This is a genomic window from Microbispora sp. H13382 (assembly GCF_014161445.1).
GTDB lineage: Bacteria > Actinomycetota > Actinomycetes > Streptosporangiales > Streptosporangiaceae > Microbispora.
Map to the genome: position 1 here is coordinate 206,270 of NZ_JABBXA010000011.1, position 23,575 is coordinate 229,844.

26 protein-coding genes are annotated in these 23,575 nt (G+C 71.7%); 13 read left to right on the forward strand and 13 right to left on the reverse strand.

The features are described 5' to 3' along the window. Nucleotides 1-13: 13 nt before the first annotated feature. Nucleotides 14-1,195 carry an FAD-dependent monooxygenase gene (locus HHX41_RS22825; RefSeq protein WP_182907652.1) on the reverse strand — a complete coding sequence of 394 codons (1,182 nt, stop codon included), beginning with the start codon at nucleotides 1,193-1,195 and terminating at the stop codon, nucleotides 14-16. Nucleotides 1,196-1,322: 127 nt separating this feature from the next. Then, the gene (lpdA, locus tag HHX41_RS22830; protein ID WP_182907653.1) at nucleotides 1,323-2,723 is read right to left on the reverse strand and encodes a dihydrolipoyl dehydrogenase; all 1,401 of its coding nucleotides are present in this window, start codon (nucleotides 2,721-2,723) and stop codon (nucleotides 1,323-1,325) included. A 125-nt stretch (nucleotides 2,724-2,848) separates the two neighbouring features. Here lpdA and HHX41_RS22835 point away from each other — a divergent pair, with 125 nt between their 5' ends. Then, a complete protein-coding gene (locus HHX41_RS22835) occupies nucleotides 2,849-3,247 on the forward strand; it encodes an SRPBCC family protein (RefSeq protein ID WP_182907654.1) in 399 nt (132 codons plus the stop codon). Nucleotides 3,248-3,295: 48 nt separating this feature from the next. Here the strand turns inward: HHX41_RS22835 and HHX41_RS22840 are convergent, their stop codons facing one another. Next, nucleotides 3,296-3,565, reverse strand: a complete 270-nt coding sequence (locus HHX41_RS22840; RefSeq protein WP_182907655.1) for a hypothetical protein — start codon at nucleotides 3,563-3,565, stop codon at nucleotides 3,296-3,298. A 4-nt stretch (nucleotides 3,566-3,569) separates the two neighbouring features. Next, nucleotides 3,570-4,493 (reverse strand): TIGR03620 family F420-dependent LLM class oxidoreductase, encoded by a 924-nt coding sequence (locus HHX41_RS22845; protein WP_182907656.1) that lies wholly within the window; start codon nucleotides 4,491-4,493, stop codon nucleotides 3,570-3,572. A gap of 390 nt (nucleotides 4,494-4,883) precedes the next feature. Between HHX41_RS22845 and HHX41_RS22850 the strand changes: the two genes are divergently transcribed. The 7 genes from HHX41_RS22850 (at nucleotide 4,884) to HHX41_RS22880 (ending at nucleotide 9,097) form a co-directional block, all read left to right on the forward strand. Next, nucleotides 4,884-5,453 carry a hypothetical protein gene (locus HHX41_RS22850; RefSeq protein WP_169981800.1) on the forward strand — a complete coding sequence of 190 codons (570 nt, stop codon included), beginning with the start codon at nucleotides 4,884-4,886 and terminating at the stop codon, nucleotides 5,451-5,453. A 253-nt stretch (nucleotides 5,454-5,706) separates the two neighbouring features. After that, nucleotides 5,707-6,180, forward strand: coding sequence for a GAF domain-containing protein (locus tag HHX41_RS22855; protein ID WP_182907657.1), 474 nt, complete (start codon nucleotides 5,707-5,709; stop codon nucleotides 6,178-6,180). A gap of 66 nt (nucleotides 6,181-6,246) precedes the next feature. Beyond that, nucleotides 6,247-6,975, forward strand: a complete 729-nt coding sequence (locus tag HHX41_RS22860; RefSeq protein ID WP_169981802.1) for a GAF and ANTAR domain-containing protein — start codon at nucleotides 6,247-6,249, stop codon at nucleotides 6,973-6,975. 19 nt (nucleotides 6,976-6,994) lie between these two features. Beyond that, nucleotides 6,995-7,312 carry an STAS domain-containing protein gene (locus HHX41_RS22865; RefSeq protein ID WP_169981803.1) on the forward strand — a complete coding sequence of 106 codons (318 nt, stop codon included), beginning with the start codon at nucleotides 6,995-6,997 and terminating at the stop codon, nucleotides 7,310-7,312. Between the two features lie 68 nt (nucleotides 7,313-7,380). Further along, on the forward strand, nucleotides 7,381-8,433 hold the full coding sequence (locus tag HHX41_RS22870; protein ID WP_182907658.1) for a quinone-dependent dihydroorotate dehydrogenase: 1,053 nt from the start codon (nucleotides 7,381-7,383) through the stop codon (nucleotides 8,431-8,433). Nucleotides 8,434-8,462: 29 nt separating this feature from the next. Beyond that, complete coding sequence (locus tag HHX41_RS22875; RefSeq protein ID WP_169981805.1) at nucleotides 8,463-8,660, forward strand: heavy-metal-associated domain-containing protein; 198 nt, start codon at nucleotides 8,463-8,465, stop codon at nucleotides 8,658-8,660. Between the two features lie 41 nt (nucleotides 8,661-8,701). Next, entirely contained in the window at nucleotides 8,702-9,097 is a 396-nt protein-coding gene (locus HHX41_RS22880; protein ID WP_182907659.1) for a hypothetical protein, read from the forward strand. Here the strand turns inward: HHX41_RS22880 and HHX41_RS22885 are convergent. Continuing rightward, nucleotides 9,063-9,917, reverse strand: a complete 855-nt coding sequence (locus HHX41_RS22885) for a pentapeptide repeat-containing protein (RefSeq protein ID WP_182907660.1) — start codon at nucleotides 9,915-9,917, stop codon at nucleotides 9,063-9,065. The two genes, HHX41_RS22880 and HHX41_RS22885, sit on opposite strands and share 35 nt — an antisense overlap. Nucleotides 9,918-10,047: 130 nt before the next feature. Between HHX41_RS22885 and HHX41_RS22890 the strand changes: the two genes are divergently transcribed. After that, nucleotides 10,048-10,518 (forward strand): hypothetical protein, encoded by a 471-nt coding sequence (locus HHX41_RS22890; protein ID WP_182907661.1) that lies wholly within the window; start codon nucleotides 10,048-10,050, stop codon nucleotides 10,516-10,518. Between the two features lie 118 nt (nucleotides 10,519-10,636). Beyond that, nucleotides 10,637-11,725 carry a DUF4037 domain-containing protein gene (locus HHX41_RS22895; RefSeq protein WP_396795022.1) on the forward strand — a complete coding sequence of 363 codons (1,089 nt, stop codon included), beginning with the start codon at nucleotides 10,637-10,639 and terminating at the stop codon, nucleotides 11,723-11,725. A 47-nt stretch (nucleotides 11,726-11,772) separates the two neighbouring features. On the opposite strand, the gene HHX41_RS22900 is transcribed toward HHX41_RS22895, so the two are convergent. The 4 genes from HHX41_RS22900 to HHX41_RS22915 form a co-directional block, all read right to left on the reverse strand. Next, nucleotides 11,773-13,461 (reverse strand): beta-N-acetylhexosaminidase, encoded by a 1,689-nt coding sequence (locus HHX41_RS22900; protein WP_310742126.1) that lies wholly within the window; start codon nucleotides 13,459-13,461, stop codon nucleotides 11,773-11,775. A 40-nt stretch (nucleotides 13,462-13,501) separates the two neighbouring features. Then, nucleotides 13,502-14,437, reverse strand: coding sequence for an N-acetylmuramoyl-L-alanine amidase (locus tag HHX41_RS22905; RefSeq protein ID WP_182907663.1), 936 nt, complete (start codon nucleotides 14,435-14,437; stop codon nucleotides 13,502-13,504). Nucleotides 14,438-14,503: 66 nt separating this feature from the next. Beyond that, on the reverse strand, nucleotides 14,504-14,770 hold the full coding sequence (locus HHX41_RS22910; RefSeq protein WP_182907664.1) for a hypothetical protein: 267 nt from the start codon (nucleotides 14,768-14,770) through the stop codon (nucleotides 14,504-14,506). 115 nt (nucleotides 14,771-14,885) lie between these two features. Next, the gene (locus tag HHX41_RS22915) at nucleotides 14,886-15,989 is read right to left on the reverse strand and encodes a LacI family DNA-binding transcriptional regulator (protein ID WP_182907665.1); all 1,104 of its coding nucleotides are present in this window, start codon (nucleotides 15,987-15,989) and stop codon (nucleotides 14,886-14,888) included. Between the two features lie 222 nt (nucleotides 15,990-16,211). Between HHX41_RS22915 and HHX41_RS22920 the strand changes: the two genes are divergently transcribed. Next, nucleotides 16,212-16,892, forward strand: a complete 681-nt coding sequence (locus HHX41_RS22920; protein ID WP_310742127.1) for a TetR/AcrR family transcriptional regulator — start codon at nucleotides 16,212-16,214, stop codon at nucleotides 16,890-16,892. 403 nt (nucleotides 16,893-17,295) lie between these two features. On the opposite strand, the gene bldC is transcribed toward HHX41_RS22920, so the two are convergent. Beyond that, entirely contained in the window at nucleotides 17,296-17,499 is a 204-nt protein-coding gene (gene bldC, locus HHX41_RS22925; RefSeq protein ID WP_013133571.1) for a developmental transcriptional regulator BldC, read from the reverse strand. 483 nt (nucleotides 17,500-17,982) lie between these two features. After that, nucleotides 17,983-18,849 carry a hypothetical protein gene (locus tag HHX41_RS22930; RefSeq protein ID WP_182907666.1) on the reverse strand — a complete coding sequence of 289 codons (867 nt, stop codon included), beginning with the start codon at nucleotides 18,847-18,849 and terminating at the stop codon, nucleotides 17,983-17,985. A 134-nt stretch (nucleotides 18,850-18,983) separates the two neighbouring features. Here HHX41_RS22930 and HHX41_RS22935 point away from each other — a divergent pair, with 134 nt between their 5' ends. Then, the gene (locus tag HHX41_RS22935) at nucleotides 18,984-20,102 is read left to right on the forward strand and encodes a Glu/Leu/Phe/Val dehydrogenase (protein WP_182907667.1); all 1,119 of its coding nucleotides are present in this window, start codon (nucleotides 18,984-18,986) and stop codon (nucleotides 20,100-20,102) included. Between the two features lie 151 nt (nucleotides 20,103-20,253). Beyond that, nucleotides 20,254-20,484 (forward strand): DUF3073 domain-containing protein, encoded by a 231-nt coding sequence (locus HHX41_RS22940; protein ID WP_182907668.1) that lies wholly within the window; start codon nucleotides 20,254-20,256, stop codon nucleotides 20,482-20,484. Between the two features lie 502 nt (nucleotides 20,485-20,986). Here HHX41_RS22940 and purM read toward each other — a convergent pair. Both purM and purF read right to left on the reverse strand, forming a co-directional pair. Further along, nucleotides 20,987-22,015: a phosphoribosylformylglycinamidine cyclo-ligase gene (gene purM, locus HHX41_RS22945; RefSeq protein ID WP_182907669.1), complete on the reverse strand. Its 1,029-nt coding sequence runs from the start codon at nucleotides 22,013-22,015 to the stop codon at nucleotides 20,987-20,989. Further along, the gene (gene purF, locus HHX41_RS22950; protein ID WP_169981818.1) at nucleotides 22,012-23,448 is read right to left on the reverse strand and encodes an amidophosphoribosyltransferase; all 1,437 of its coding nucleotides are present in this window, start codon (nucleotides 23,446-23,448) and stop codon (nucleotides 22,012-22,014) included. The genes purM and purF overlap by 4 nt, the downstream gene beginning before the upstream one ends. Nucleotides 23,449-23,575 lie beyond the last annotated feature (127 nt).

Genomic DNA, 23,575 nt, shown 5'->3' on the forward strand with positions numbered 1-23,575 from the left:
GCATTTCCGCATTTCAGGCCGCATAATCCCGGAGCGTTATCGAGGTGGCCGCCTTGGTGCTCATCTTGTCGAGCACCCGCGCCAGCGGCCCGGCGGTGAGCATCCGGTAGGTCAGGTTGCGCCGCCGGATCGCGCCCCGTGTCGGCGGGGCGAGGAAGGGGCCCGCGTTGCCCGCGACCCGCTGGCACGCCTTGGCGAACCCTCTGATCAGTCGCTCGTACTCCGGGAACGCGGCGCGGTGGTCACCGCGGGCGGCGGCCAGCTCGCCCGCCAGCACGTACGCGGCCACGACGGCCATGCCCGCCCCCATGCCGCCGCAGGTGGCGCCGTAGCCGGCGTCGCCGAGCAGCGCGATCCGCCCGTGGGTGTAGTGGTCCATGTGGACGAGGCTGATCGAGTCGAAGTAGAAGTCGGCCGCGTCGGGCACGGCCTGGAGCAGGCGGTGGGTCTCCCAGCCCGCTCCCGCGAACGCGTCCAAGAGGATCTTCTTCTGCTGCGCCACGTCGTGGTGGCCGAACTTCAGCCCGTCGGCGCGGAAGACGCACATCACCCCGGCCGTGCCGGCGTCACGGGTGCTCCCGGCCGATATGCCCCGGCCGGGCTCGTTGTACAGCAGCGCCTCGCGGACGAGTCCGAGATGGTCCGGCGCGCTGAAGATCGCGACATGGTAGCCGGACGGCCGCACGAACCGGGACTCGGGGCCGAAGGCCAGCCGCCGCACGTTCGAGTGCAGGCCGTCCGCGCCGACCACGAGGTCGAACGTCCGGGGTGCCCCGCGCTCGAAGGTCACCTCCACCCCGTCCGGGGTCTCGGTCAGGGACGCGACGGAGTCGCCGAAGACGTACTCCACGTCGTCCCTGGTCCGGTCGTACAGCACGCGGGCGAGGTCGCCGCGCAGGATCTCCACCTCGCCGCCGGCGAACTCCGCCGGCAGCGCGACGATCTGGTCGCCGCGCCAGTCGACCACCCGCAGCGGGCCGGGGTCGGTGCGCAGGCGCCGGATCTCGTCCAGGACGCCCATCCGCCGCAGCACGTTCATGTGGACCGCCCCGCGGAAGTCGACCGCCTGGCCGCCCTCCCGCAGGGCCGGGGCCCGCTCGACGACGGTGGGGGAGAAGCCGTGCCGGCGCAGCCAGTAGGCGACGGCCGGCCCGGCGATGCTCGCGCCGGAGATCAGGACGGACGGGGTCTTCATGTGGGCTCCTCTGGATCGAGGGGCCGCGAGGTGTCGCGGCCCACGAGAGGAGCGTCGGCCCCGGCGCTGACCGATCGCCCACCGCCCGCCCACCGCCCGCCCACCGGGCGCTGACCGGCCGTCGCCGTCACATGTTGATCATGTGTCCGGCCAGGCCGTGGATCGCCTCCTTGACCGCCTCGCCCAGCGTCGGATGCGCGTGGACGTTGCGCGCCACCTCGTGCACCGTGAGGTCCCACTGCTGAGCCAGGGTCAGCTCGGGCAGCAGCTCGGTCACCTCGGGCCCGATGAGGTGGGCGCCGAGGATCTCGCCGTACTTCGCGTCGCTGAGGACCTTGACGAACCCGCCGGGGTCGCCCAGCCCGTGCGCCTTGCCGTTGGCCGTGAACGGGAACTTGACCACCTTCACGTCGAAGCCCTGCTCGCGCGCCTGGGCCTCGGTGTAGCCGAAGCTCGCGATCTGCGGCTGGCAGTAGGTCGCCCGGGGGATCATCACGTAGTCGAGCTCCATCGTCTCCGCGCCCGCGATCGTCTCGGCGGCGATGACGCCCATCGACTCGGCGGCGTGGGCCAGCATGAGCTTCGCGGTGACGTCCCCGATGGCGAAGATGTGCGGCACGTTGGTGCGGCAGCGGCCGTCCACGGCGATCGCGCCCCGCTCGGTCAGCCGTACGCCGGTGTTCTCCAGGCCGTATCCCTCGACGCGCGGCTGGAAGCCGATGGCCTGCAGCACCTTGTCGGCCTCCAGCACGGAGGTCTCGCCGTTCCTGGAGACCGTGACCCGCACCTTGTCGCCGCTGTCGTCGATCGACTCGACCCGGGTGGAGGTCAGCACCTCGATGCCGAGCCGCCGGTAGCGCCGCGCCAGTTCCGCCGACACCTCCTGGTCCTCCAGCGGGACCATCCGGTCGAGGAACTCGACGATCGTGACCTTCACGCCGTAGTTGTGCAGCACGTACGCGAACTCGACGCCGATGGCCCCGGCCCCCGCGATGATCACACTCTCCGGCAGGGTCTCGCTGAGGATCTGCTCCTCGTACGTCACCACGCGCTCGGACAGGGACGTGCCCGGCAGCAGGCGGGTCGTCGCCCCGGCCGCGATGATGCAGTGGTCGAACGTCACCGTGCGCACCGAGCCGTCCGCGCCGCGCACCTCCATGGTGTCCGGGCCGGTGAAGGCGCCGCGTCCGTCGTACTCGGTGATGCCGTTCTTCTTCATCAGGTAGTGGACGCCCTTGACCCGTCCGTCCGCGACCTGCCGGCTGCGGCGGAAGGCGGCGCCGTAGTCGAGGGTGATCGGGCCGTCCGCCCGGATGCCGAACGTCTTGGTCTCGTTCGTCAGGATGTGGGCGAGCTCGGCGTTGCGCAGCAACGCCTTCGAGGGGATGCAGCCCACGTTGAGGCAGACGCCGCCCCAGTAGCGCTCCTCGACGACCGCCGTGCTGAGCCCGAGCTGGGCCGAGCGGACCGCGGCGGTGTACCCGCCGGGCCCGGCGCCGAGGACCACGACATCGTAATGATCGGTCATGCACCGGACCCTACGCCGCCACGACGGCCCGGCCCGCGCGGGGTCCGTCCTCCCCGGCGCCGGATGGACCGGGCCGTCGCGGGTAGGGGCGTCGTACGTCGACCAGAGGGAGGGAGTGACGGACCATGAGTGAGTTCGAGCGTTCGCGCAGGATGCCCGCGCCGGCCGACCAGGTGTTCCGCCAGGCGTCCGATGTCGGCAAGCTCGATCTCTGGATGCCCCGCGACCTGCACGTACGCGCGGAGGAGCCGCCCGCGGTCACCGTCCACGAGGACGAGACGGGGCAGGACGAACGCGCGCTGCTGCGGGCCGAGCGGGAGCAGCTGCGGATGGAGTGGGGCACCCGTGACGTGGACCGGTACGCGGGATGGCTGCAGGTGGCCGGCATCGACGACGCCAGCAGCGACGTGACGGTCCACCTGTCCTTCTTCGACGAGGGGCACACACCCCCGGCCGAGGCGGTGGAGCACGCCCTGGACGAGAGCCTCGAACGGCTGGCCGAGCAGGTGAGGCAGGCGGCCTGACCGCCCGGGCGATCCACTCGCCCTGCACGGCGGCCTGACCGCCCGTCGCTACCGGGCCTGCCCGGCGGCGCCCGGGCCGTCGGGCTCCTCCTCGGGTCCCTGACCGGTGGCCGGGGCCGGGGCCGGGGCCGGGGCCGGGGCCGGGGGTGGGGCCGGGGGTGGGGCGAACGCCGAAGCCCGGGCGCCGGCCAGGCCGAGCACCTGGCGTATCCACGTCTCCAGGCCCGTCGGGTCCGGCGGCGCGAGAGGATCCGGCGGCGCGAGAGGGTCCTGCCGGCCGTGCTCCCCGTGCCCTCGTCCGGGATCCGCCGTGGTCACGTCGTCATCCCAGGAGGGCGGGGACCAGCAGCCGCAGATGCTCGACCTGGACGTCGACCGAGTCCGCGAGCGGCTGGACGCACACGTGGTCCGCCCCCGCGTCGTGGTGGGCGCGTACCCGCTCGGCGATCGCCTCCGGCTCGCCCCGGGCCACGATCGCGTCGACGAGCCGGTCGCTTCCCCCGTCCGCGAAGTCGTCGTCGGAGAAGCCAAGCTCACGGAGGTTGTTCACGTAGTTGGGCAGGGCCAGATAGCCGGCGGTGTACTCGCGGGCGATCTCCCGTGCCCGGCCGGCGTCGGTCTCCACCACCACCGCCTGCTCGGGCGCCAGCACCGGGGCGGGGCCCAGGATCTCGCGCGCCTTCGCGGTGTGCTCGGGCGGCACGAAGTAGGGGTGCGCGCCCTGCGCGCGCTCGGCCGCCAGTTCGAGCATCCCGCGCCGCAGCGCCGCCAGCAGCCGGGGCGGCGTCTCGGCGAGCGGCGCGCCGAAGGACGTCTGGTCCATCGCGTCGAGGTAGTCCCGCATGTACGAGAGCGGTGCGGAGTAGTCGTGCCCGCGACCGGTCACCAGGGGCTTGTGACTGACGCCCAGGCCGAGCACGAACCGCCGGTCCCACGCCTCCGCCAGGGTCGCGGCGCCGTTGGCGGCGGCGACGGCGTCGCGGCCGTAGATGTTGGCGATGCCCGTGGCGACCCGCAGCCGCCCGGTCGCCGACAGCAACAGCGCGGCGTGCGTGAACGCCTCCCGACCCGCGGGGGTCTCGCCGACCCACAGGGTCGGGTATCCGAGCTCCTCGATCTCCGCGGCGGCCTTCCTGACCCGGGCCGCCGGGGTCACCGCCAGAGAGGACAGCCACACTCCCGTACGGCCGAGGCGGCGCCTCAGCTCGGCCACGTCGACGATGGGCGGTTGGGTGCGCTCGGCCATCCGGACGGCTCCTTGTCTGTCGTGAAGTCGGGTTGTGGTGAGATCGGGCGGGGCGGTTCGCCGGGGACGTCCCCCACGGGCCGGACGGCTTCGCCGGCGGGCGTCGCAGCCTCAGCATCGCATCGCACGCGCCGGGGACCTCGGCACCTCCCTCGCGATCGGTTCACGTGTCGGCACGCGCCGCCGCAGCCGTGCGGCTTACTCCGATTTCCCCGAGTCCGGCGGTTCATCCGCATAGGTCACTCGTGTGTCCTGAGGGAGGGGCGAGGTCGTTGTGGCGGAACCCACGAAACGGCAAAGCCCTGTCCCGGATCTTCGCGTCCGGCGGCGGGGCCGGCGTCACCGCGTGTCTCCTGGGAGCCGCATTGCTCACTTCCCAGGAGGCCGAACATGAGGAAACTGCTGTATGCCGGCGCGGTCGCGATCAGCCTGCTGGCCGCCGGATGCGGCGGTGCCGGCGACGAGGGCGCCAGCCACGTCGCCAACGACCAGCTCAACGAGTCGCAGACGCCCGAGACCTCCGAGAGCCCCTCGGGGACGACGCCGTCCGCCGGCGTTCCGGCGTCGCCGACCTCCCCCGTCCAGGCGTCCCCCACGGGGCCCGCGCGCATCGACGCGGCGCCCACGTCGCTCGGCAGCGTGCTGGTCGGCGTGGACGGCCGCACGGTGTACCTGTTCACCAAGGACAAGGGCGGCGCCGCCACCTGCACCCAGGCCTGCGCCGCCGCGTGGCCGCCCGTGCTCACCGCGGGCGCGCCCCAGGCCGGCACGGGTGCCCGTGCCAACCTGCTCGGGACGATCCGGCGGGAGGACGGCAGCACCCAGGTGACCTACAACAAGCACCCGCTCTACTACTACGCCAAGGACCAGAAGGCCGGGGACGTGCTCGGCCAGGACCTGCACGACTTCGGCGGCGAGTGGTACGCCGTCACGCCCGAGGGCAAGAAGGCCAAGCGCTGACGCCTCGGGCGTCCCGGACCGCGGCCGTGCCGCGACCAGTACGAGGCCGGCGCCTTCCGGGGCGAATGACCTCACCACTACTTCCTCTCGAACCGATCCGCCCTCCCGTACGGCTCCCCGCCCGCCGTACTGGAGGGCGGATTCGTCTGCTCTTCAGATCGAGGAGCGCGTCAAAACCGCCCGGAGCCCACTAGGCTTAGCACCACTCCGCCCTGTGTCCGCGGCCGCTTCATCATTTGAAAGTGGGCTCGCGATGGCATCGGACGCGTCATCCGTTCTCGAGAACGTCCTCACCGGCATGGCCGGCCTGTTCGGGGTCGACGGCGCCGCGTTGATGCTGCTCGACGGTCAGGACCGCCTCCGCGCGGTCGGGGCGACCGACGACGACGGCGTACTGCTGGAGTCCGCCCAGGAGTCCGTGGGCGACGGCCCCGCCATCGAGAGCGCCGCCAGCGGCGGCCTCGTCGCGATCCACGATCTGCACGCCGCGAGCCCCATGGGGTTCCCGCACGTGGCCGTCCACGCCCCGCCGGTCCGGGCCGTCCTCTCCGTACCGCTCATCGAGGATCGCGAACTCATCGGCGTCCTGGACTTCTACGCCCGCGACGGGCGGGTCTGGGACCGCGCGGAGGCGCAGGCCGGTTCCCGTCTCGGCGAGCTGATGGTCATCGTTCTCCAGGTCCTGGCCGAGATCAGGACTGATCGAGCCCCATTCGGGCAGTTGTGATGGCCGAATCGGCACCTCTCCCACAGGCCACGGCGGTGCGAGGTGAGGTTCACGAGAGGATACGGAATGACCCATATCGATCCTGAGGCTCTAGTCGCCAGCCTGAGACGTCTGCAGAAGGACAGGGCGGCGACCGGGATCGTGCACCACCTTGAGCGCATCGTCCAAGTGGTCGACCGGCTTTTCGGATACTCCGGCGCCGGCCTGATGTTCGCCGAGGAGGACCGCACACTCCGCTACCTCTTCGCCACGGACGAACGCGGCCGCAGCCTCGAACGTGCTCAGGCGGTGACGAGCCAGGGCCCGTGTGTGGCTGCGTACGTGGGCGACACCGCGGTGACGACGTCCGACGTGCGTGCCGACCGGCGGTGGCCGGCCCTGCGTGAACTGCTGCACCCCGAGGTGCGCGGGGTGGCGGGAGTGCCGATCCGGCTCGGCGGCGTGCCCGTGGGCACCCTGAACGTCTACCAGGACGCGCCGCACGAGTGGCAGGAGAGCGACACCCAGGCCCTCCACGCGTACGCCCACGTGATCGAGCAGGTCCTCGTGGCGTCGATGGAGGCGGACGAGAAGGCGGTGCTCGCCGACCAGCTCCAGTACGCGCTGGACTACCGCGTCGTGATCGAGCGTGCCATCGGCTACCTCATGGGCAAGCACGATCTGACGGCGTCACAGGCGTTCACCGGGCTGCGCAAGCAGGCCAGGGACAGCAGACGGAAGGTATCCGAGCTCGCGGCGGAGCTGCTGGGCGAGCAGAACCCGAGGAATGTTGCGAATCCAGACCACGTCGTCTGAAACCGGCATCCACGTATCCGTGAGCGGCGACCTCGACATGTCGGGGGTGCCGGAGTTCCGTGCCTGCCTGCGGCAGACGCTGGGGACGTACCGGCCCGGGCACGTCGAGGTCGACCTCGCCGGGGTCGGCTTCCTCGACTGCGCGGGCGCGCGGAGCCTCCTGTGGGCCGACGCGTGCGTGCGGGAGTGGGGCGGCGGTGTGACCTTCGTCCGCCCCACCCGGCTCGTGCTGCGGCTGCTGCGGCTGCTGGGCTTCGACGCGACGCTGTCGATCCGTACGGCGTCACACGTGCCGCTGCCCCAGCCCACGGCCGAGGCCCGGCCCCGGCCCAACTGACCGGCCGTACGCCGCGTGACCGGCGTGCGGTCCCGGACGAGCCGTGACCGGGCGATAGTCTTGCCGTGATGTATCGACTCGTGTTCACGCAGGTCCTGAGCCGCCTCGACGCCGAGGCCGTCCACCACCTCACGATCAGGCTGCTCCGCCTGCTCGGGATGTTCCCGCCCCTCGTGCGGCTGCTGCACCGGCTGCTCGCGCCGAGGGCGGAGTCGCTGCGCGTGCAGGCGTTCGGCGTCCACTTCGCCTCGCCGTTCGGGCTCGCCGCCGGGTTCGACAAGGACGCCGGATGCGCCGAGCCGCTCTCGGCGCTCGGATTCGGGTACGTCGAGGTCGGTACGATCACCGCGCACGCCCAGCCCGGCAACCCGCGGCCGCGGCTGTTCCGGCTGCCGGAGAGCCGGGGGATCATCAACCGGATGGGCTTCAACAACGCCGGGGCGGCGGCCGCGGCCAAGCGGCTGCGCAGGGTGCGGCACATCCCGGCCGTGGTCGGCGTCAACATCGGCAAGACCAAGGTCGCGCCCGAGTCCGAGGCCGCGCGCGACTACGTGGACAGCGCCCGCAGGCTGGCGCCACTCGCCGACTACCTCGTGGTCAACGTGAGCTCGCCCAACACCCCCGGCCTGCGCGACCTGCAGGCCGTGGACCGCCTGCGGCCGCTGCTCGCGGCGGTCAAGGAGGCGGCCGGGCGCACCCCGCTGCTCGTGAAGATCGCGCCGGATCTGGCGGACGAGGACGTGGACGCCGTGGCCGAGCTCGCCACCGAGCTCGGGCTGGCGGGCGTCATCGCGACCAACACCACGATCAGCCGCGAGGGCGTCGCGAGCACCGAGGCGGGCGGCCTGTCCGGACGGCCGCTCAAGGTCCGCTCCCTGGAGGTGCTGCGCCGCCTGCGCCAGAAGGCCGGCGACCGGCTCACGCTGGTCTCCGTCGGCGGCGTGGAGGACGTCGACGACGTCTGGGAGCGGCTGCTGGCCGGCGCCACCCTCGTGCAGGGATACACCGGCCTGATCTACGAGGGCCCCCTGTGGCCGTCCCGGATCAACCGGCAGCTCGCCCGCAGGTTGCGGCGGCACGGTTACCGCTCGGTCCGCGAGATCGTCGGCCGCACCGCATGAGTTCCCTCACCCCGGATATGGAGATCGTCATGAGTGTGAAGACCTACACCGTGCAGGGCATGACCTGCGGCCACTGCGTGAGTTCGGTCAAGGAGGAGGTCGGTGAGATCGCCGGGGTCACCGGCGTCGAGGTCGACCTGGACAGCGGCCGCCTCGACGTCTCCGGCGACGTCGCCGACGACGCCGTGCGCAAGGCCGTCGAGGAGGCCGGCTACACCCTCGCCTGAGCCCCGGCCGCGCCCTTGTCGTGATCGATAAGGTGTCCGGCATGGGCGTCCTGGTCGACTACTTCACCGCTGATTCGGACCGGTCGGCCCGGCGTGCCCTGTCCGGTGGGCCGGGGGCGGCCGGCCTGCCGTACGTCGACTGCAAGGGATGGCTCGACGAGCTCGACACGCTGGTCGCCGAGCTCAGCGGACGCGACCTCAGCGAGTTCGGCGACACCGAGGCAGTCGTGGCGGACGACGAAGAAGGGCCGGCCTTGGACCGCATGGCGGCCGGCACCGTCGAGGCGCTCGCCGCCGTCGACGACGCCCGGCTGCGCGAGTACGCCGATGAGGAACTCCTCGTCGAGTTCGAGATCGAGCGCGTCACGGAGCTGCGGGACCTGGCCCGCACGGCCGTACGGCTCAACCAGGGCATGTATCGCTGGATGTGCCTCTGAGCGCCTCGAACAGCTCCTGGCGGAGGGCGGGCGGCAGTCTGCGGCCCATGTCCAGCGGGCTCACCACCGCGTGGTCGTCGTTGTGCTTCACGGCGCCGCCGGCGAGGAACTCCAGGCTGAGGCGGGCCTCCTCCCGGTGCTTCTCGTCCGGCCAGGTCTCCACGAGCGGCAGCACCGCCGTCACCCGCGCGCCGACGCGGTCGAGGAGCGCGTAGCCGGGCGGCCAGCGCTGCGCGTGCAGGTCGATGTGCTTGAAGGCGACGTAGTCCAGCTCGGCGGCGGTGAAGTCGTTGCCGGTGAACGCGTTGCGCTCCCTGCCCAGCGCGCTCTCGTGCCGGATGGGTCGGCCCCAGAAGTTGATGTCGTGGAGCCGCCCGGAGAACACGCAGCCGACGAACTCGGCCTCCATCGTGAACGTCTGCCGCCGCAGCCGGGAGCGGTCGAAGACACATCGTTCGAACCGGACGTTGCCGAAGGACGTGAGCGGCGCGAAGCGCGTACGCCGGAACACGCAGTCGCGGAAGACCGACTGCGGCCACCTTTCGCCCCTCCAGGTCCGCCGGAGGCCGATGCCCGTCGACAGGTCGTCGAAGGCGGTGCCGGAGAAGTCGCATCCTACGAATTCGCCGGCATGAGAGCTGAAGTCGGCGAACCGCGTCCCGGAGAAGTCGACGTTCACGAGCCGTGCCCGGTCGAAGGTCACGCTCGACACGCCGGGCGGCAATTCGAACCGCTGGTCGCGCAGCTCGCCGCGGGCGATCCAATCCCGCCGCCACTCTTCCGCGCTCGGCCGCAGGCTGAACCGCTCGGACATGCTCATGCCCGCCGCTCGCTACGGCCCGTGCCCGGAGGACACGCCGCGATCATGTCCTCCGAAAGTACGAGATCATGCATGGGCGGAGTATCACAGCCCGCCCCGACAAAACTGCCAAGCGAGCGGCCCCCCACGCATGAGCGCCATCTACGACCAGGCCGACGGCGAGCGGATCGCCGTGGCGGACAGCGGTGACTCGGTGAGCATCGTCAACCGCTCCGCGAGGATCGTCGTCGCCAAGAAGGACGCCCGCCGGCTCGCCGAGCGGATCCTCGCCGCGGCGGGCCGGATGGCCGTCGTCCTGTTCCCGCCCGCCCTGCGGAAGGACACCCTGTCGGTCTCCGGCACCTCCGGGCGGTGGAAGGTCCGCGTCTCGCCCAAGAACGGCGCACGCGTCCTCGTGGAGGCCGACCCCCAAGGTCTCGGCCCGGACGAGGCCTACGAGCTCGCGGCCGCCGTCGCGGTGGCCGCCCGCCACATCGGCGACGCCGCGCACGCCGACCAGCTCCTCACGACGAGGATTCGCGAGGTCATCGACGCCCACCAGGGCCTGGACGCGGAGAAGATCGCCGCCGCCGTCGTCGCCGAGGTCCTCGACGGAACGTGACACCCCGCCCCGCCGCATCCCGGTACACGGAGTGCGGCCCGCCCGCCGGTGCCGGGCGGGGGGCACACCGGGGAAAGCCGGTTGCGCCCCGGGAAGCGGCCTGCGGACGATGTCGGCTGTGGGAGACGGGCACGTACGCGGACTGGAGCTGTCACGGCGGTTCTACGGGGAGGCGGTGGCACCGCTGCTGGCGCGGCGTTTCGGCGGGCTCACGCACTCGGCGGCACTCGTCGGTCCGGGCTCGGAGGTGCTCGGGTACGACACCGAGCGGTCCACCGACCACGACTGGGGTCCGCGGCTGCAGCTGTTCCTGAGCCCTGCGGACGCCACCGCCCACGGCGAGGCCGTGGACGCCGCGCTCGCCGAGAGCCTGCCGCCGCGGTTCCTCGGCTATCCCACGAGCTTCGGCGCTCCCGGGGCCGACGGAACCCGGCGCCTGGAGGCGACGGACGGGCCGAGCCGGCACGGTGTGGTGGTGGCCGATCTGACCGCGTGGCTCACCGGGCACCTCGGGTTCGACCCGGCCGCGGGCGTCGGCCTCTCCGACTGGCTGGCGACGCCGACCCAGACGCTCGCGGAGATGACGTCGGGAGAGGTCTTCCACGACGGACTGGGCCTCCTCCTGCCCGTCCGGCGGCGCCTCGCCTGGTATCCCGGCGACGTCTGGCGCTACGTCCTGGCCTGCCAGTGGCGGCGGATCGCCCAGGAGGAGGCGTTCGTGGGCCGAGCCGGCGAGGCCGGCGACGAACTGGGCTCCGCCGTCACCTGCGCCCGTCTGGTGCGTGACCTCGTCCGCCTCGCCCTGCTCATGCACCGCCGCTATCCGCCGTACGGCAAGTGGCTGGGCAGCGCCTTCGCCGGCCTGCCGTGCGGCCCGGACCTGGCGCCGGTACTGAGGGCGGCCGTGTCGGCTTCCGGCTGGCGGGACCGCGAGCGCTACCTGGCCACCGCCTACGAAGCCCTCGCGGCCCTGCACAACGGTCTCGGCCTCACCGCGCCCGTCAACGCGTGCACCCGGCCCTACCACGATCGGCCGTACCGGGTGCTGCGCGCCGAGCGCTTCACCGAGGCGCTGCTGGAGACCATCGCCGATCCGGAGGTGCGGCGGTTGCCTCTCACCGGCGCGGTGGACCAGTACGTCGACAGCACCGACGTGCTGTGCGACCGGCCTCGTGTGCGGCGCGTCGCCGACGCGGCGCGGCGTTAGAGGTGGTGCGGCGTTGAAGGTGGTGCGGCGTTGAAGGCGGCGCGGCGTCACATGCTGGGCCGGGTGGAGTCGGCCGACAGGCTGAGCTCGTGCAGGTGGCGCATCACGTCGTGCACCGCGACGGCGCCCGGGCGGTGGCGGCGCCATCCGCTGCCGCCCCGCTGCCAGGGCCGGGGCCCGGAGAGCGGGCGGTATTCCACGCCGAACGCGTCAAGCCGCGCGAGGTGGGCGTCGAGGCGGCGGAAGAAGTCCTCGGTCCCGGCCGGGCCGCCGGTCCAGGCGATCTCGGCCGCCGCGCAGCCCCGGGGCCAGGCGCGGTAGTCGAGCGTCCGCCCGTCCGGGATGCGCTCGCTCCACAGCTGGAACTGGGCGCCGATCACCCGGGCCCGGTCCTCCTCCGGCCACTGCGACGGCGCGGGGGCGAAGGCCGCCACGTCCGCCACGGTGATCGCGTCGCCCAGCCCGGCCGGTTCCTCGGGCGAGGCGGCCTCGGCGTAGTCGAAGTACATCGGGAAGACCGGCGTCGCCACCACGTCGTGCCCCGCCGCCGCGGCCCGGCGGGCGACATGCTCGCCGCGCCACGGCATGACGATCGTGTCCGGCCGCAGCCTGCCGCTGACGAACGCCTCGTCCCACACCACCGTGCGGCTGCCGCGCTCGGCCAGCGCGTCGGCGAGCCGCCGCAGGAACCACGCGTGCAGGTCACCCGTGCTCTCCAGGCCGAGCGACGCCTGGTAGGCCGAGATCTCGGCCGACGCCGCCCAGTCGTCCAGCACGCACTCGTCGCCGCCGATGTGGAAGTACGGCACATCCCCCAGCGCGTCGGCGATCTCGGCGAACACGGTGGTCAGGAAGTCGACGGTCGCCGGGAGCGGGGACAGGATCGCCGACGAGATGCCCCACCGGTCCAGCACCTCGTAACGCTCCTGCGGCCGGGAGGCCAGCGCGGGGTAGGCGGCCAGCACGGCGGAGGCGTGCCCCGGCACGTCGATCTCCGGCACGACGGTGACGGCCCGCGCCCGGGCGTACGCCGCGATCTCCGCGAGGTCGGCCGGCGTGTAGTGGCCGCCGTGGGGGACGCCGTCGAAGGCGAGCTCCTCCCCCCGGTGGCTGGTGATCGTCCGCGAACGGTGCGAGCCCACCTCGTGCAGCAGCGGGAACGCCCTGCTTTCCACCCTCCAGCCCTGGTCGTCGGCCAGGTGGAGGTGCAGCCGGTTGAGCTTGTGCAGCGCCATCAGGTCGATCATGCGCAGCACCTCCCGCTTGGGCAGGAAGTTGCGCGCCACGTCGAGGTGGGCGCCGCGCCAGGAGAACCCCGGCGCGTCCTCCACCCGCCCGCGGGGGACCGTCCAGGACGTCCCGGGCACGAGGGCCGACCGGAACGCCTCGGCCGGCAGGAGCTGCCGCAGCGTCTGCCCGGCGTAGAAGGCCCCCGCGCGGTCCCCGGCCGTGATGTGCACGCCGTCGCCCGCGATCGTCAGCGCGTACGCCTCCGGCCCGAGCCGGGGGTCCTCCGCCACCCGTACGGCCGCCGTGGCGGCGTCGCCGGGCCTCAGGTCGAGCACGGGGAGCGCGAGCCGTACGGCGTCGGTGAGCTGAGCCGGGCCCGACACGGCGGAACCGGGCGCGATCTCGGCAGACCCGGAACCGGTCTCGGTCAGCCTCGGCCGGGGAAGCAGGTGGTCCATGCCGCCGATGATGCCAAACCTCACCGACAGCTTCGCCACCCCGTCCACAGCCCTCCTGGCGGGGGCGCCACCCCCGGCGAGGGTTCGGTCAGCGGGCGGAGGTGAGGTACTTCTCCAGGCCCTGCGCCAGTGCCTCGGCCATCCGCTGGCGGAACTCCCGGTCCTTGAACTTGGCGGCGTCGGCCGCGTTGCGCATGTTGCCGCACTCGATGAAGATCTTCGGCACCTTCGACAGGTTGAGCCCGCCGAGGTCGCTGCGGTAGTTCAGCGCATCCTTGCCGATGTAGTTCGAGTACGGCAGGCCGGTGCCCTTCCGGAAGGCGTTCCGCACGTCCTGCCCGAGCCGCGCCGAGTCATCCACGACCGCGTCGACCGGCCCGCCGATCTTCTTCGGCATGATGATGTGGAAGCCGTGAAGGTTCGCCGCCGCGCCGTCGCCGTGGATGGAGATCGCCGCGTCCGCGTCGTTCTCGTTCCCGATGGCGGCCCGCTTGTCGATGCAGGGACCCCAGTCGGTCTTGCTCGACCGGGTGAGCGTGACCGTGGCCCCCCGGGCCTTCAGGAGCTTCGCGAGCTTGTTGGACACGTCCCAGGTGAAGGCCGCCTCGGTGTAGCCGTCGTTGGTCGACGTGCCGGTGGTGTCGCAGGCCTTCTTCTGGTTGGAGATGTCGACGAGCTTGTTGATCTCCCGGGCGTGCCGGAAGTTCCCGCCGTTGTGACCCGGATCGATCACGACGCGCTTCCCGGCCAGCGGCTTGGCCGAGGTCTCGGAGGCGGTCTCGGAGGCGGCGGCCGTACGGGTGTCGGGGACGGTCGTGATGTCCGTCTCGGACCCGGCGGGCTCGGACGTCCCCTGCCCCGCAGTGTCGGCCGCCCGGTTCTGGGTCGCGGCCGGCTGCCCGACCTGGGGCGTGGCGGCGGTGGGGACGGAGGCCCCCGTGTCGGAGACCTCAGCGCCGCCGCAGGCGACGGCTCCGACCCCGCACAGGGCCAGGGCTGCGGCGGCGAGTGGTCGTCTGATCACGGTCGAAATCCCTTCCCGGAGGTGCAGTCTCCCCAACCTAACCGGAACGGAGTCGTGATCAGACCGTTATGCCGGAAACCTGCCCGCCCACGCCGGCTCGGGGACCTCCTGCCGGTGTAGGAGAGCGGCCAGCTCACGGGCGTCCTCGGCGTCGAGGCCCAGCACCACGCGGGGCCGTCCCCAGGGGTGGTCGATCGAGTGGGCGACGTAGCTCGCCACCGACTCGGCGACGTCCTCGCTGCCGAGCCCCCGGCTCTCCCTCCAGTACGCCCAGGCCCGCTCCAGCTCGCCGGCGGCCCGCTGCGCGCACGAGACCAACTCAGGATCACGCATGTATCCCCCCGATTCCCGGTCGCCGGCCCGCGGGCAGCCCTTCCGCGACCCGCCGGGGGGCCGGCGCCACGGCTGAAGTCAACACCCGCCGCGAGGGGACACGTCGGTGATTGACCTAGCTTTGGTCACCACTTGGAGCAGGCCCGGTGCTGCGCCGTACGACGAGCTGCGGGCTCACCTGCCGCAGCCGGGCGGTCTTGCCCGGCTCGGTGATGCGGTCGCTCAGCAACGCCGCCGCCGAGCGGCCCATGGCCCGCCGGGGCTGGTCCACGCTGGTCAGCGAGATGTGGGTGACGGACGCGAGGTGCGTGTTGTCGTACCCGACGACCGACAGGTCCTCGGGCACCCGCAGTCCCAGCTCGCTCGCCGCGGTCAGCACGCCCATGGCCACGATGTCGTTCGCCGCGAAGATCGCCGTCGGCCGGGGCTCGCGCTTCAGCAGCGCCAGCGCCGCGCGCCGGCCGCCCTCCTCGCTGAAGTCGCCGTGCTCCACCATGATGTACGGCGCCAGCGCGTGGCGGCGCATGGCCACCAGGTAGCCCTCGCACCGGCACCGGGCGGCCGACGACGGCGCGCCCTCGATGTGGGCGATGCGCCGGTGCCCCAGCTCCACCAGGTGGTCGACGGCGAAGCGGGCGCCGAGCTGGTCGTCGTCGACGACGATGTCCACGCCCTCGAGTTCGACGTCGCGCTCGCCCACCACGACGGTCGGCGTGTAGGCCGCGGCCTCGGCCAGCGTGTCGCTGGACGGCGCGACCCCGAGCATGACCAGTCCGTCCACCCGCAGCTCCAGGAAGGCCTCGACGGCCTCGTCCTCGAACGCCGGGTCCCAGCGGCCGCTGCCGATGAGCAGCCGCAGCCCGTCGCCGTGCAGGCTCTCCTGCAGGCCGTCGAGGAACTCCGCGTAGAAGGGGTTGTGCAGGTCGGCCACGAGCGCGCCCACCAGGTGGGTCCGCCCCTCGACCAGACTGCGGGCGACCGCGTTGGGGCGGTAGCCGAGCTCCCGGGCGGCCTGGAGGACGGCCTCCCTGCGATGCTCGCTCACGTGCGGGGAGCCCCGCAGCACGAGAGACACGAGCGACTTGGAGACTCCTGCCCGCTCGGCGACGTTGCGGATGGTTGGGCGGGGCCGTGGGCTGAACCCATCGGACAGTCCGCCGGCAGGGATATCGACCCCGACGTCTTTCCGGGCAGTGGTCTGCATGGACGGTCCTGACATGGTTCTCCCCACGATGCGTGGACGTGCACCTGACACACCAAACGATCGAGTTGCCCAGAGGGTACGGGTTGATCGCGGTAAGACAGGATCCTTCCTCTAATCGGGCGTTGGGAAGGTTAGCCGGACCATGGGTAGGGCGGCGGCGCCGGGAGGGGGTTCGCGGGGAAACCCTTGATCCGGCCGGTCCCCCTCATTGAGGGACGATTCGCTAGGGTGCGGAGTGTGGGTGCCACACGCCAAGCGGAAGACGGTGCACGGCCGGCGCGCCGCAGGCTCAGCGTCGATCGGCGGCGGGAAGAGCTCATCGCCGCCGCGCTCGAGCTGTTCAGCAGGCACGACGCAGAGGACGTCTCGATCGACGACGTGGCGGCTTCCGCGGGCGCGTCGCGGGCGCTCGTCTACCACTACTTCGGCGGCAAGCAGGAGCTCTACGTGGCGGCCCTGCGCAGCGCGGCGGCCGAACTGCGGGCACGGTTACAGCCGCAGGGCGAGGGCGGCCCGCTGGAGCAGCTCACCTCGGGGCTGACGCGGTACTTCGACTTCGTCGAGGAGCACGCGGCCGGCTTCGCCGCGTTGCTCAGGGGAGGACCGGCCAACCGTGCCGGGGAGATCGGCGAGATCGTCGACGGGGTGCGCCAGCGTATGCTGCGCATGATCGTTCATCAGATGGGGGTCGACGCGCCCGGTCCGGCGTTGCGCGTCACGCTGAGGTCGTGGGTCGCCTCGGTGGAGACGGCCGGCCTCGACTGGCTGGAGCACCGCGACATGGAGCGGGCCGAGCTGGAGCGCCTGCTGGTGGACCAGATGGTCGCGCTCCTGCGGACGGCGAGCGGGCACGATCCCGGGGTGCGGGTGCTGCTGGAGACCCTGCTGCCCGCCACGAACCGTGAGGCCGTTCCCTGATCCGTCGGGAAAGCCCCCGGGACGTCCGGAGAGCGCCCCAAGGTACGGCGGTCAGGACGACGTACGCATGGGGAGAGGGGAACCGCCGGGGAGGCGGAAGGACCGGGCGTTCACGCGGGGAGGCGCCGGGCGGGCGGCGCCGACCCCCAGATTCCTCCCATGACGGGGTAGCGGTCATGGGAGTGTGACATCTCCGTCCCAGATGAGGACGGCTTGTCGCCTCCGGCTGAGGCAGCCGGATGCGGGCGAGGACGACCGGGCCCTGACCGATGCCCCTGCGGGGCAGGTGCGGACAGTGCGTGCCGGTTGCGGCCGGCGGTCCCCTCGCTGTGTCCGATGACGGACGCGCTCACATCCCCGACGCGAGCGCGCCGTTGTTCCCCCCTGGCGTGACGGCCACGTCCTACTCGGACCGCTGCTGCGGAATGCCCGCGAGCAGCGCCCGGACCTCGGTCTCCCGGTAGCGCCGGTGACCGCCGAGGGTGCGGATGGACGTCAACTTGCCCGCCTTCGCCCACCGCGTCACGGTCTTGGGGTCGACGCGGAACATCGTGGCGACCTCCGCCGGGGTGAGCAGTGGCTCGGCCTCGGGTGTACGAGCTGACATTTGTGCGGCCTCTCCTCCGTGTGGACCGCCGGCAGCGATCCTGCGACTTGTCTGGCGCAAAGTGCCCCCAGCCGGCAATCTCTGCCCGTCGTGTCGCTCAGAGACGCGTCCGACGGCGGTGAGGACGGGCTCGTAGCTCTCCGCTACGGGCTCCTCCTCCGCCGCTGTGCGGGGCACCTCTCTGGACCGCTCCGATCGGGTAAATCTTGTCGGTCGTGGCACTGTCACGGATGTCCTTCAATGATCCAAAACGTGCGGTTTCTAGGATCATTTACGGCATCACCCGATGTGACCATACAGCCACGTAGCGCGATTGGCGAGCCCTTAGGGCACAACGTCTCGACCACGGGTTGATGTCACGCTGGGTGATTCTAGCGACACGTTTCGTGGTATCGCAGTGAAAACGGCAAACTACTCAGTTCGTAGATGTGAGATCGACTATGTCATGACCAGAATCGGCAGGTCGGGCCACCTTCATGACCGTCAGTTTGCCGACTCCAGGGCGCGGATCGACCTCCAGCGGAGAATCACCCGCTGATACATCGCGAAGGCAAGTTCTTCCTGACCGTTGTCCAAACCCGCGAGGGCCGTCGCCACCTCGGCCACGGACTGGTCGCCCTGCAGTGTCCTGTCGTCCATCAGGTGGACGAGGCCGCCGTAGTCGAGTTCCACCAGCGAGTGGGGGTGGAACTCCTCCAGCCAGCGGCCCACCTCCTCGACCTCGGTGAGGGCCGCCACCTGACCGACGTGCCTGCGGATCACCACCAGCGCCCGGGCCACCCGGCGGCGGGCCTGTGCCATCGAGGTGACGTACAGCATGTTCCTGGGCGGGGCGGCGGTGGTCTGCGCGCCCGGCTCGGCCGGCTGCTCCGAGCCCAGCACGAGCCACCGCTCGGCCGAGTCGAACGGCACGAACCACGAGATCGGCACGTGCCAGGCGCCCGTGCGGATGTGGGTCCGCAGCGACCGCTCTTCGCGCTTGAACCGGTCGAAGTCGTCGGCGGTCTGCTCCGCGATGGCCTGGGGGACGAACCGGGAGGACAGCTTCACCGGCACGCTTCCGCGGAACGACGCGAACGCCAGCCACGACCGCAGCCTGCTCTGCCACGGGCAGACGTACAGCGTCTCCTCCACCCGGCGCAGGTACGCGTTGGGGCTCTCCCGCTCGGGCGCCGGCAGCGGCGGGACGGACAGCAGGCGGCGGACCGCCTCGCCGTGTTCGACCTCGAGCGCCCCCGCCCGGCGCGGCCGGTCGCGTGATTCGCAGTACCGGGCCCACCGAGCTTGATCCTGAGGGGCGAAAGCGGTCAGCGGCTCGTACACACGGAGATAGGCGGCGTAGGGGAGCACACCAGAATCGTGCCACGCCGCCGGACGCATGTGCAGCACCACCCAGGGTTTTCATGATCGTTTCGCGGGTGTATCGGATAAGCTGAAGTCCGATCGCCGCAACGAGGCGGCGTACACGATCAGGAGTCACCACCGTGACCGACGTTTTCGGGCTGTCCCACAAGGACTCCGGCTCGGGCGACGACGCGAACCCCGTCCAGCCGGTGCGACACGAGCAGGTCGTCTTCTGCTCCGACGAGCGAAGCGGCCTCTACGCCATCATCGCGATCTACAGCACCGCCCTCGGACCGGGGCTCGGCGGCACCCGGTTCTATCCCTACGAGAGCGAGCAGGCCGCGCTCGCCGACGCGCTCAACCTCTCGCGGGCCATGGCCTACAAGAACGCGCTGGCCGGCCTCGACCACGGGGGCGCCAAGGCCGTCATCATCGGCGACCCCGCCACCGACAAGAGCGAGGCCCTGCTGCGGGCCTACGGCAGGTTCGTCCAGTCGCTGGGCGGCCGCTACTACACCGCCTGCGACGTGGGCACCTACAGCGAGGACATGGACGTGGTGGCGCGCGAGTGCTCCTACGTCACCGGCCGCACCCAGGCCCACGGCGGCGCCGGCGACTCCTCCATCCTCACCGCTTTCGGCGTGTTCCAGGGCATGCGGGCCGCCGCCGACCACGTGTACGGCGCCTCCTCCCTGCGCGGCAGGCGGGTCGGGGTCGAGGGGGTCGGCAAGGTCGGCCACCGCCTGGTCGACCACCTGATCGAGGACGGGGCCGAGGTCGTGATCTGCGACGTCGACGAGCAGGCCGTCGAACGGGTGCGCCGGCGCCACCCCGCCGTCGAGATCGTGGCCGACGCCGCCACGCTCGCGGCGTCCGACGTCGACGTGTACGCGCCCTGCGCCCTCGGCGGCGCGCTGGACGACGAGACCGTCCCCCGGCTCAAGGCGAGGATCGTCTGCGGCGGCGCCAACAACCAGCTCGCCCATCCCGGCGTCGAGAAGCAGCTCGCCGAGCGGGGCATCCTGTACGCGCCGGACTACGTCGTGAACTCGGGCGGGGTCATCCAGGTGGCCGACGAGATCGAGGGCTTCGACATGGACCGGGCCCGCGCGCGGGCCGCGAGGATCTTCGACACGACCTTGAAGATCTTCCGCTCCGCCGATGAGGAAGGCGTCCCTCCCGCGGTCGCAGCGGATAGGCTGGCAGAGCGGAGAATGTCAGAAATCGGTCGGCTAAGGGGTATTTGGCTCCGGCGCTGACCGCCGCCGCTCGTACGACGTACCGAGCGGCGCACAAACCAGGTACGGTAATAGGCGAACGAGAGACTGACGCCTGAAGTCAGGTGGCGTCGGTGCGCGGTGCGTTAGTGACGAGGGGTCGGGCACGACCCCGCATGAGGGGGTCGAGCCAATGGGGCGCGGCCGAGCCAAGGCCAAGCAGGTCAAGGTCGCCCGTCAGCTGAAGTACAACAGCGGCGGGACGGATCTTGAGCGCCTGCGCGCGGAGCTCGGAGTCGTGGACGCCGACGATTCCGGCCACAGTGACGAGCATGACCCTTACGAAGAGTTGGCTGATCGCTACGCCGATTACGGGGTCGTCGACGACGAAGACGGCGAGGACGATCGCCGTGGGCGGCGTTGACCCGGTTCTGATCGCCAGGTGAGTGACCCGGCGGGGACGTTCCCGCCGGGTTGCTTTCTCATATCGGCGACTCGTGCTCCCTCGAGCCTCACCGTTCGCGTGAGAGTTCTCGTACGGTGCCACGGTCGCCGTCGGCCATGCCCTGTGGCGATGGGGTCGCGGCAGTCGTGCCGTCGGCGTGTTTCCGCGTTCCCACGGGCGGCTGGTCCGTGCGCTCACGTCTCCACGGGCCCATGAACCGAGCGTGAGCCTCCGGCGAGTCCGGCGCGCCGGTCGGCTCGGCACAGCTCGGCTCCCGGGCGGGCTGCCACCGTCGGCGCCCGCTGCCGTCGTGCCCTGCCCTGTCACGGCCGTGCGACGTCCAGCCGGCGAAGGCACTGCCGACGTGGTTCCCAGTGGGCCGTTCTCCCGGTGATGACGTGGCTGAGCGGCCGCCGCTGCCTGGCGGCAGGCGACGGCCGTCACGCGCCGAGAGCCAAATGGGGCCGGGGAACCCGGGACCTCACCGGCGGAAACGGGCTTGCCCCTCCCCGGGGACGACCTCGCCCAGCACCCACGCGGGCAGGCCGCGTCCGGTCAGCAACGCGAGTGCCTTGTCGGCCTCCGCCGCCGGGACGATCGCGCACATGCCCACGCCGAGGTTGAACGTCTTGTCCATCTCCTCCTGGGGCACGCCGCCGCGCCCGGCCAGCACCTCGAAGATCGCGGGCGGCGTCCAGGAGTCACGGTCGAGCAGGGCGTCCACCGTGCCGGGCAGGGACCTGGCGAGGTTGGCCGCCAGCCCGCCGCCGGTGATGTGGGCCAGGGCGTGCACCTCGGTCTCGCGGATGAGCGCCAGGCAGTCGAGCGAGTAGATGCGGGTGGGCTCGAGCAGTTCCTCGCCGAGCGTACGGCCCAGCTCGGGCAGCTCCTGCTCCAGGCCCAGCCCGGCGGTCTTGATCACGTGCCTGACCAGCGAGTATCCGTTGGAGTGGACGCCGCTGGAGGCCAGTCCGAGCACCACGTCCCCCGGCGCGACCCGGTCGGGACCGAGCAGCTCGTCGGCCTCGACGACCCCGGTGCCCGCGCCCGCGAGGTCGTACTCGTCGGGGCCCATCGCCCCGGGGTGTTCGGCGGTCTCCCCGCCGACGAGCGCGCAGCCCGCGAGCCGGCAGCCCTCGGCCACGCCGCCCACGATGTCGGCGATCCGCTCGGGCACGACCTTGCCGCACGCGATGTAGTCGGTCATGAACAGCGGCTCGGCCCCGCAGACCACAAGGTCGTCGACGACCATGCCGACGAGGTCGATGCCGATCGTGTCGTGCTTGCCGAGCTGCTGGGCCAGCATGACCTTGGTGCCCACGCCGTCGGTGGACGTGGCCAGCAGCGGCCTGCGGTAGCGCAGGAACGCCGAGGCGTCGAAGAGACCGGCGAAGCCGCTGACGTCGTCCACGACCTCCGGGCGCCTGGACCGCGCCACGCGCGACTTCATCAGTTCGACGGCGCGGTCGCCCGCCTCGATGTCGACGCCGGCGTCGGCGTAGCTGGTCATCGCTGGGCCTCCAGCACGAACTTGCCCACTCTGTCGTCCTCGATGGGAATGGGGTACTCACCGGTGAAGCAGGCGCGGCAGAGCCGGTCGGCCGGCAGCGTCGTCGCCCGGGTGAGCCCGTCGAGGGAGATGTACCCCAGGGAGTCGGCGCCGAGCGAGGCGCGGATCTCCTCGACCGACAGCGACCCGGCGATCAGCTCCGCGCGGGTGGCGAAGTCGATGCCGTAGAAGCACGGCCAGGCGACCGGGGGCGAGGAGATCCGGACGTGGACCTCGGTCGCCCCGGCCTCGCGCAGCATCTTCACGATGGCCCGCTGGGTGTTGCCGCGGACGATCGAGTCGTCCACGACCACCAGGCGCTTGCCCTCGATGACCTCGCGCAGCGGGTTGAGCTTGAGGCGGATGCCGAGCTGCCGGATCGTCTGCGACGGCTGGATGAACGTGCGGCCGACGTAGGAGTTCTTCACCAGGCCCTGGCCGTACGGGATGCCGCTCTGCTCGGCGTAGCCGATGGCGGCGGGGGTGCCGGACTCGGGCGTGGGGATGACGAGGTCGGCTTCCACCGGGTGCTCGCGGGCCAGCACGCGGCCGACCTCGACCCGGGTGGACTGCACGCCGCGCCCGGCGATCGTGGTGTCGGGCCGGGCGAGGTAGACGTACTCGAACAGGCAGCCCTTGGGCTCGGCCGGTGCGAAGCGGCGCGAGCGGACGCCGCGCTCGTCGATGGTGAGCAGTTCGCCGGGCTCGATCTCGCGGATGAACGACGCGCCGACGATGTCGAGGGCCGCGGTCTCGGAGGCGACCACCCAGCCGCGCTCCAGCCGGCCCAGCACCAGCGGGCGGATGCCCTGCGGGTCGCGGGCGGCGAACAGCGTCGTCTCGTTCATCCAGACGAGCGAGTAGGCGCCCTTGATCTCGGGAAGCAGTTCGGCCGCCACGTCCTCGACCGGGCGCGAGGAGTCCTGCGCGAGCAGCGCGGTGAGCACCTCGGTGTCGGTCGTCGCGCGGGTGGAGCCCGGCGCGAGCCGTTCGGCCAGGTGGGCGGTATTGATCAGGTTGCCGTTGTGGGCGAGCGCGAGCCCGCCGCCGTCGGTCGAGCTCAGCGTGGGCTGCGCGTTCTCCCAGACACTCGATCCGGTCGTGGAGTAACGGCAGTGCCCGATGGACAGGTGCCCGCGCAGGGTGCCGAGGATCGACTCGTCGAAGACCTGGGCCACCAGGCCCATGTCCTTGTAGACGAGGATGCGGCTGCCCTCGCTGACCGCGATGCCCGCGGACTCCTGTCCACGGTGCTGCAACGCGTAGAGGCCGTAGTAGGTGAGTTTGGAGACGTCCTCCCCGGGCGCCCATACGCCGAAGACGCCACAGGCGTCCTTCGGAGCGCGGTCCTGGGGGTCGAGGTCATGGCCCAGCCGGCCGTCGCCCTTCAACACGTACTTGAGTCTATTTGGGCATTGGCGCTGCTCAAACCGGGGCATGCCTGTGAGGTGCCGGAAGCATCACCCGCTCTTTGCCGTGTCGTCCCTGCTCACACGCGGATTTCGGGGGAGCCTGAGCTTT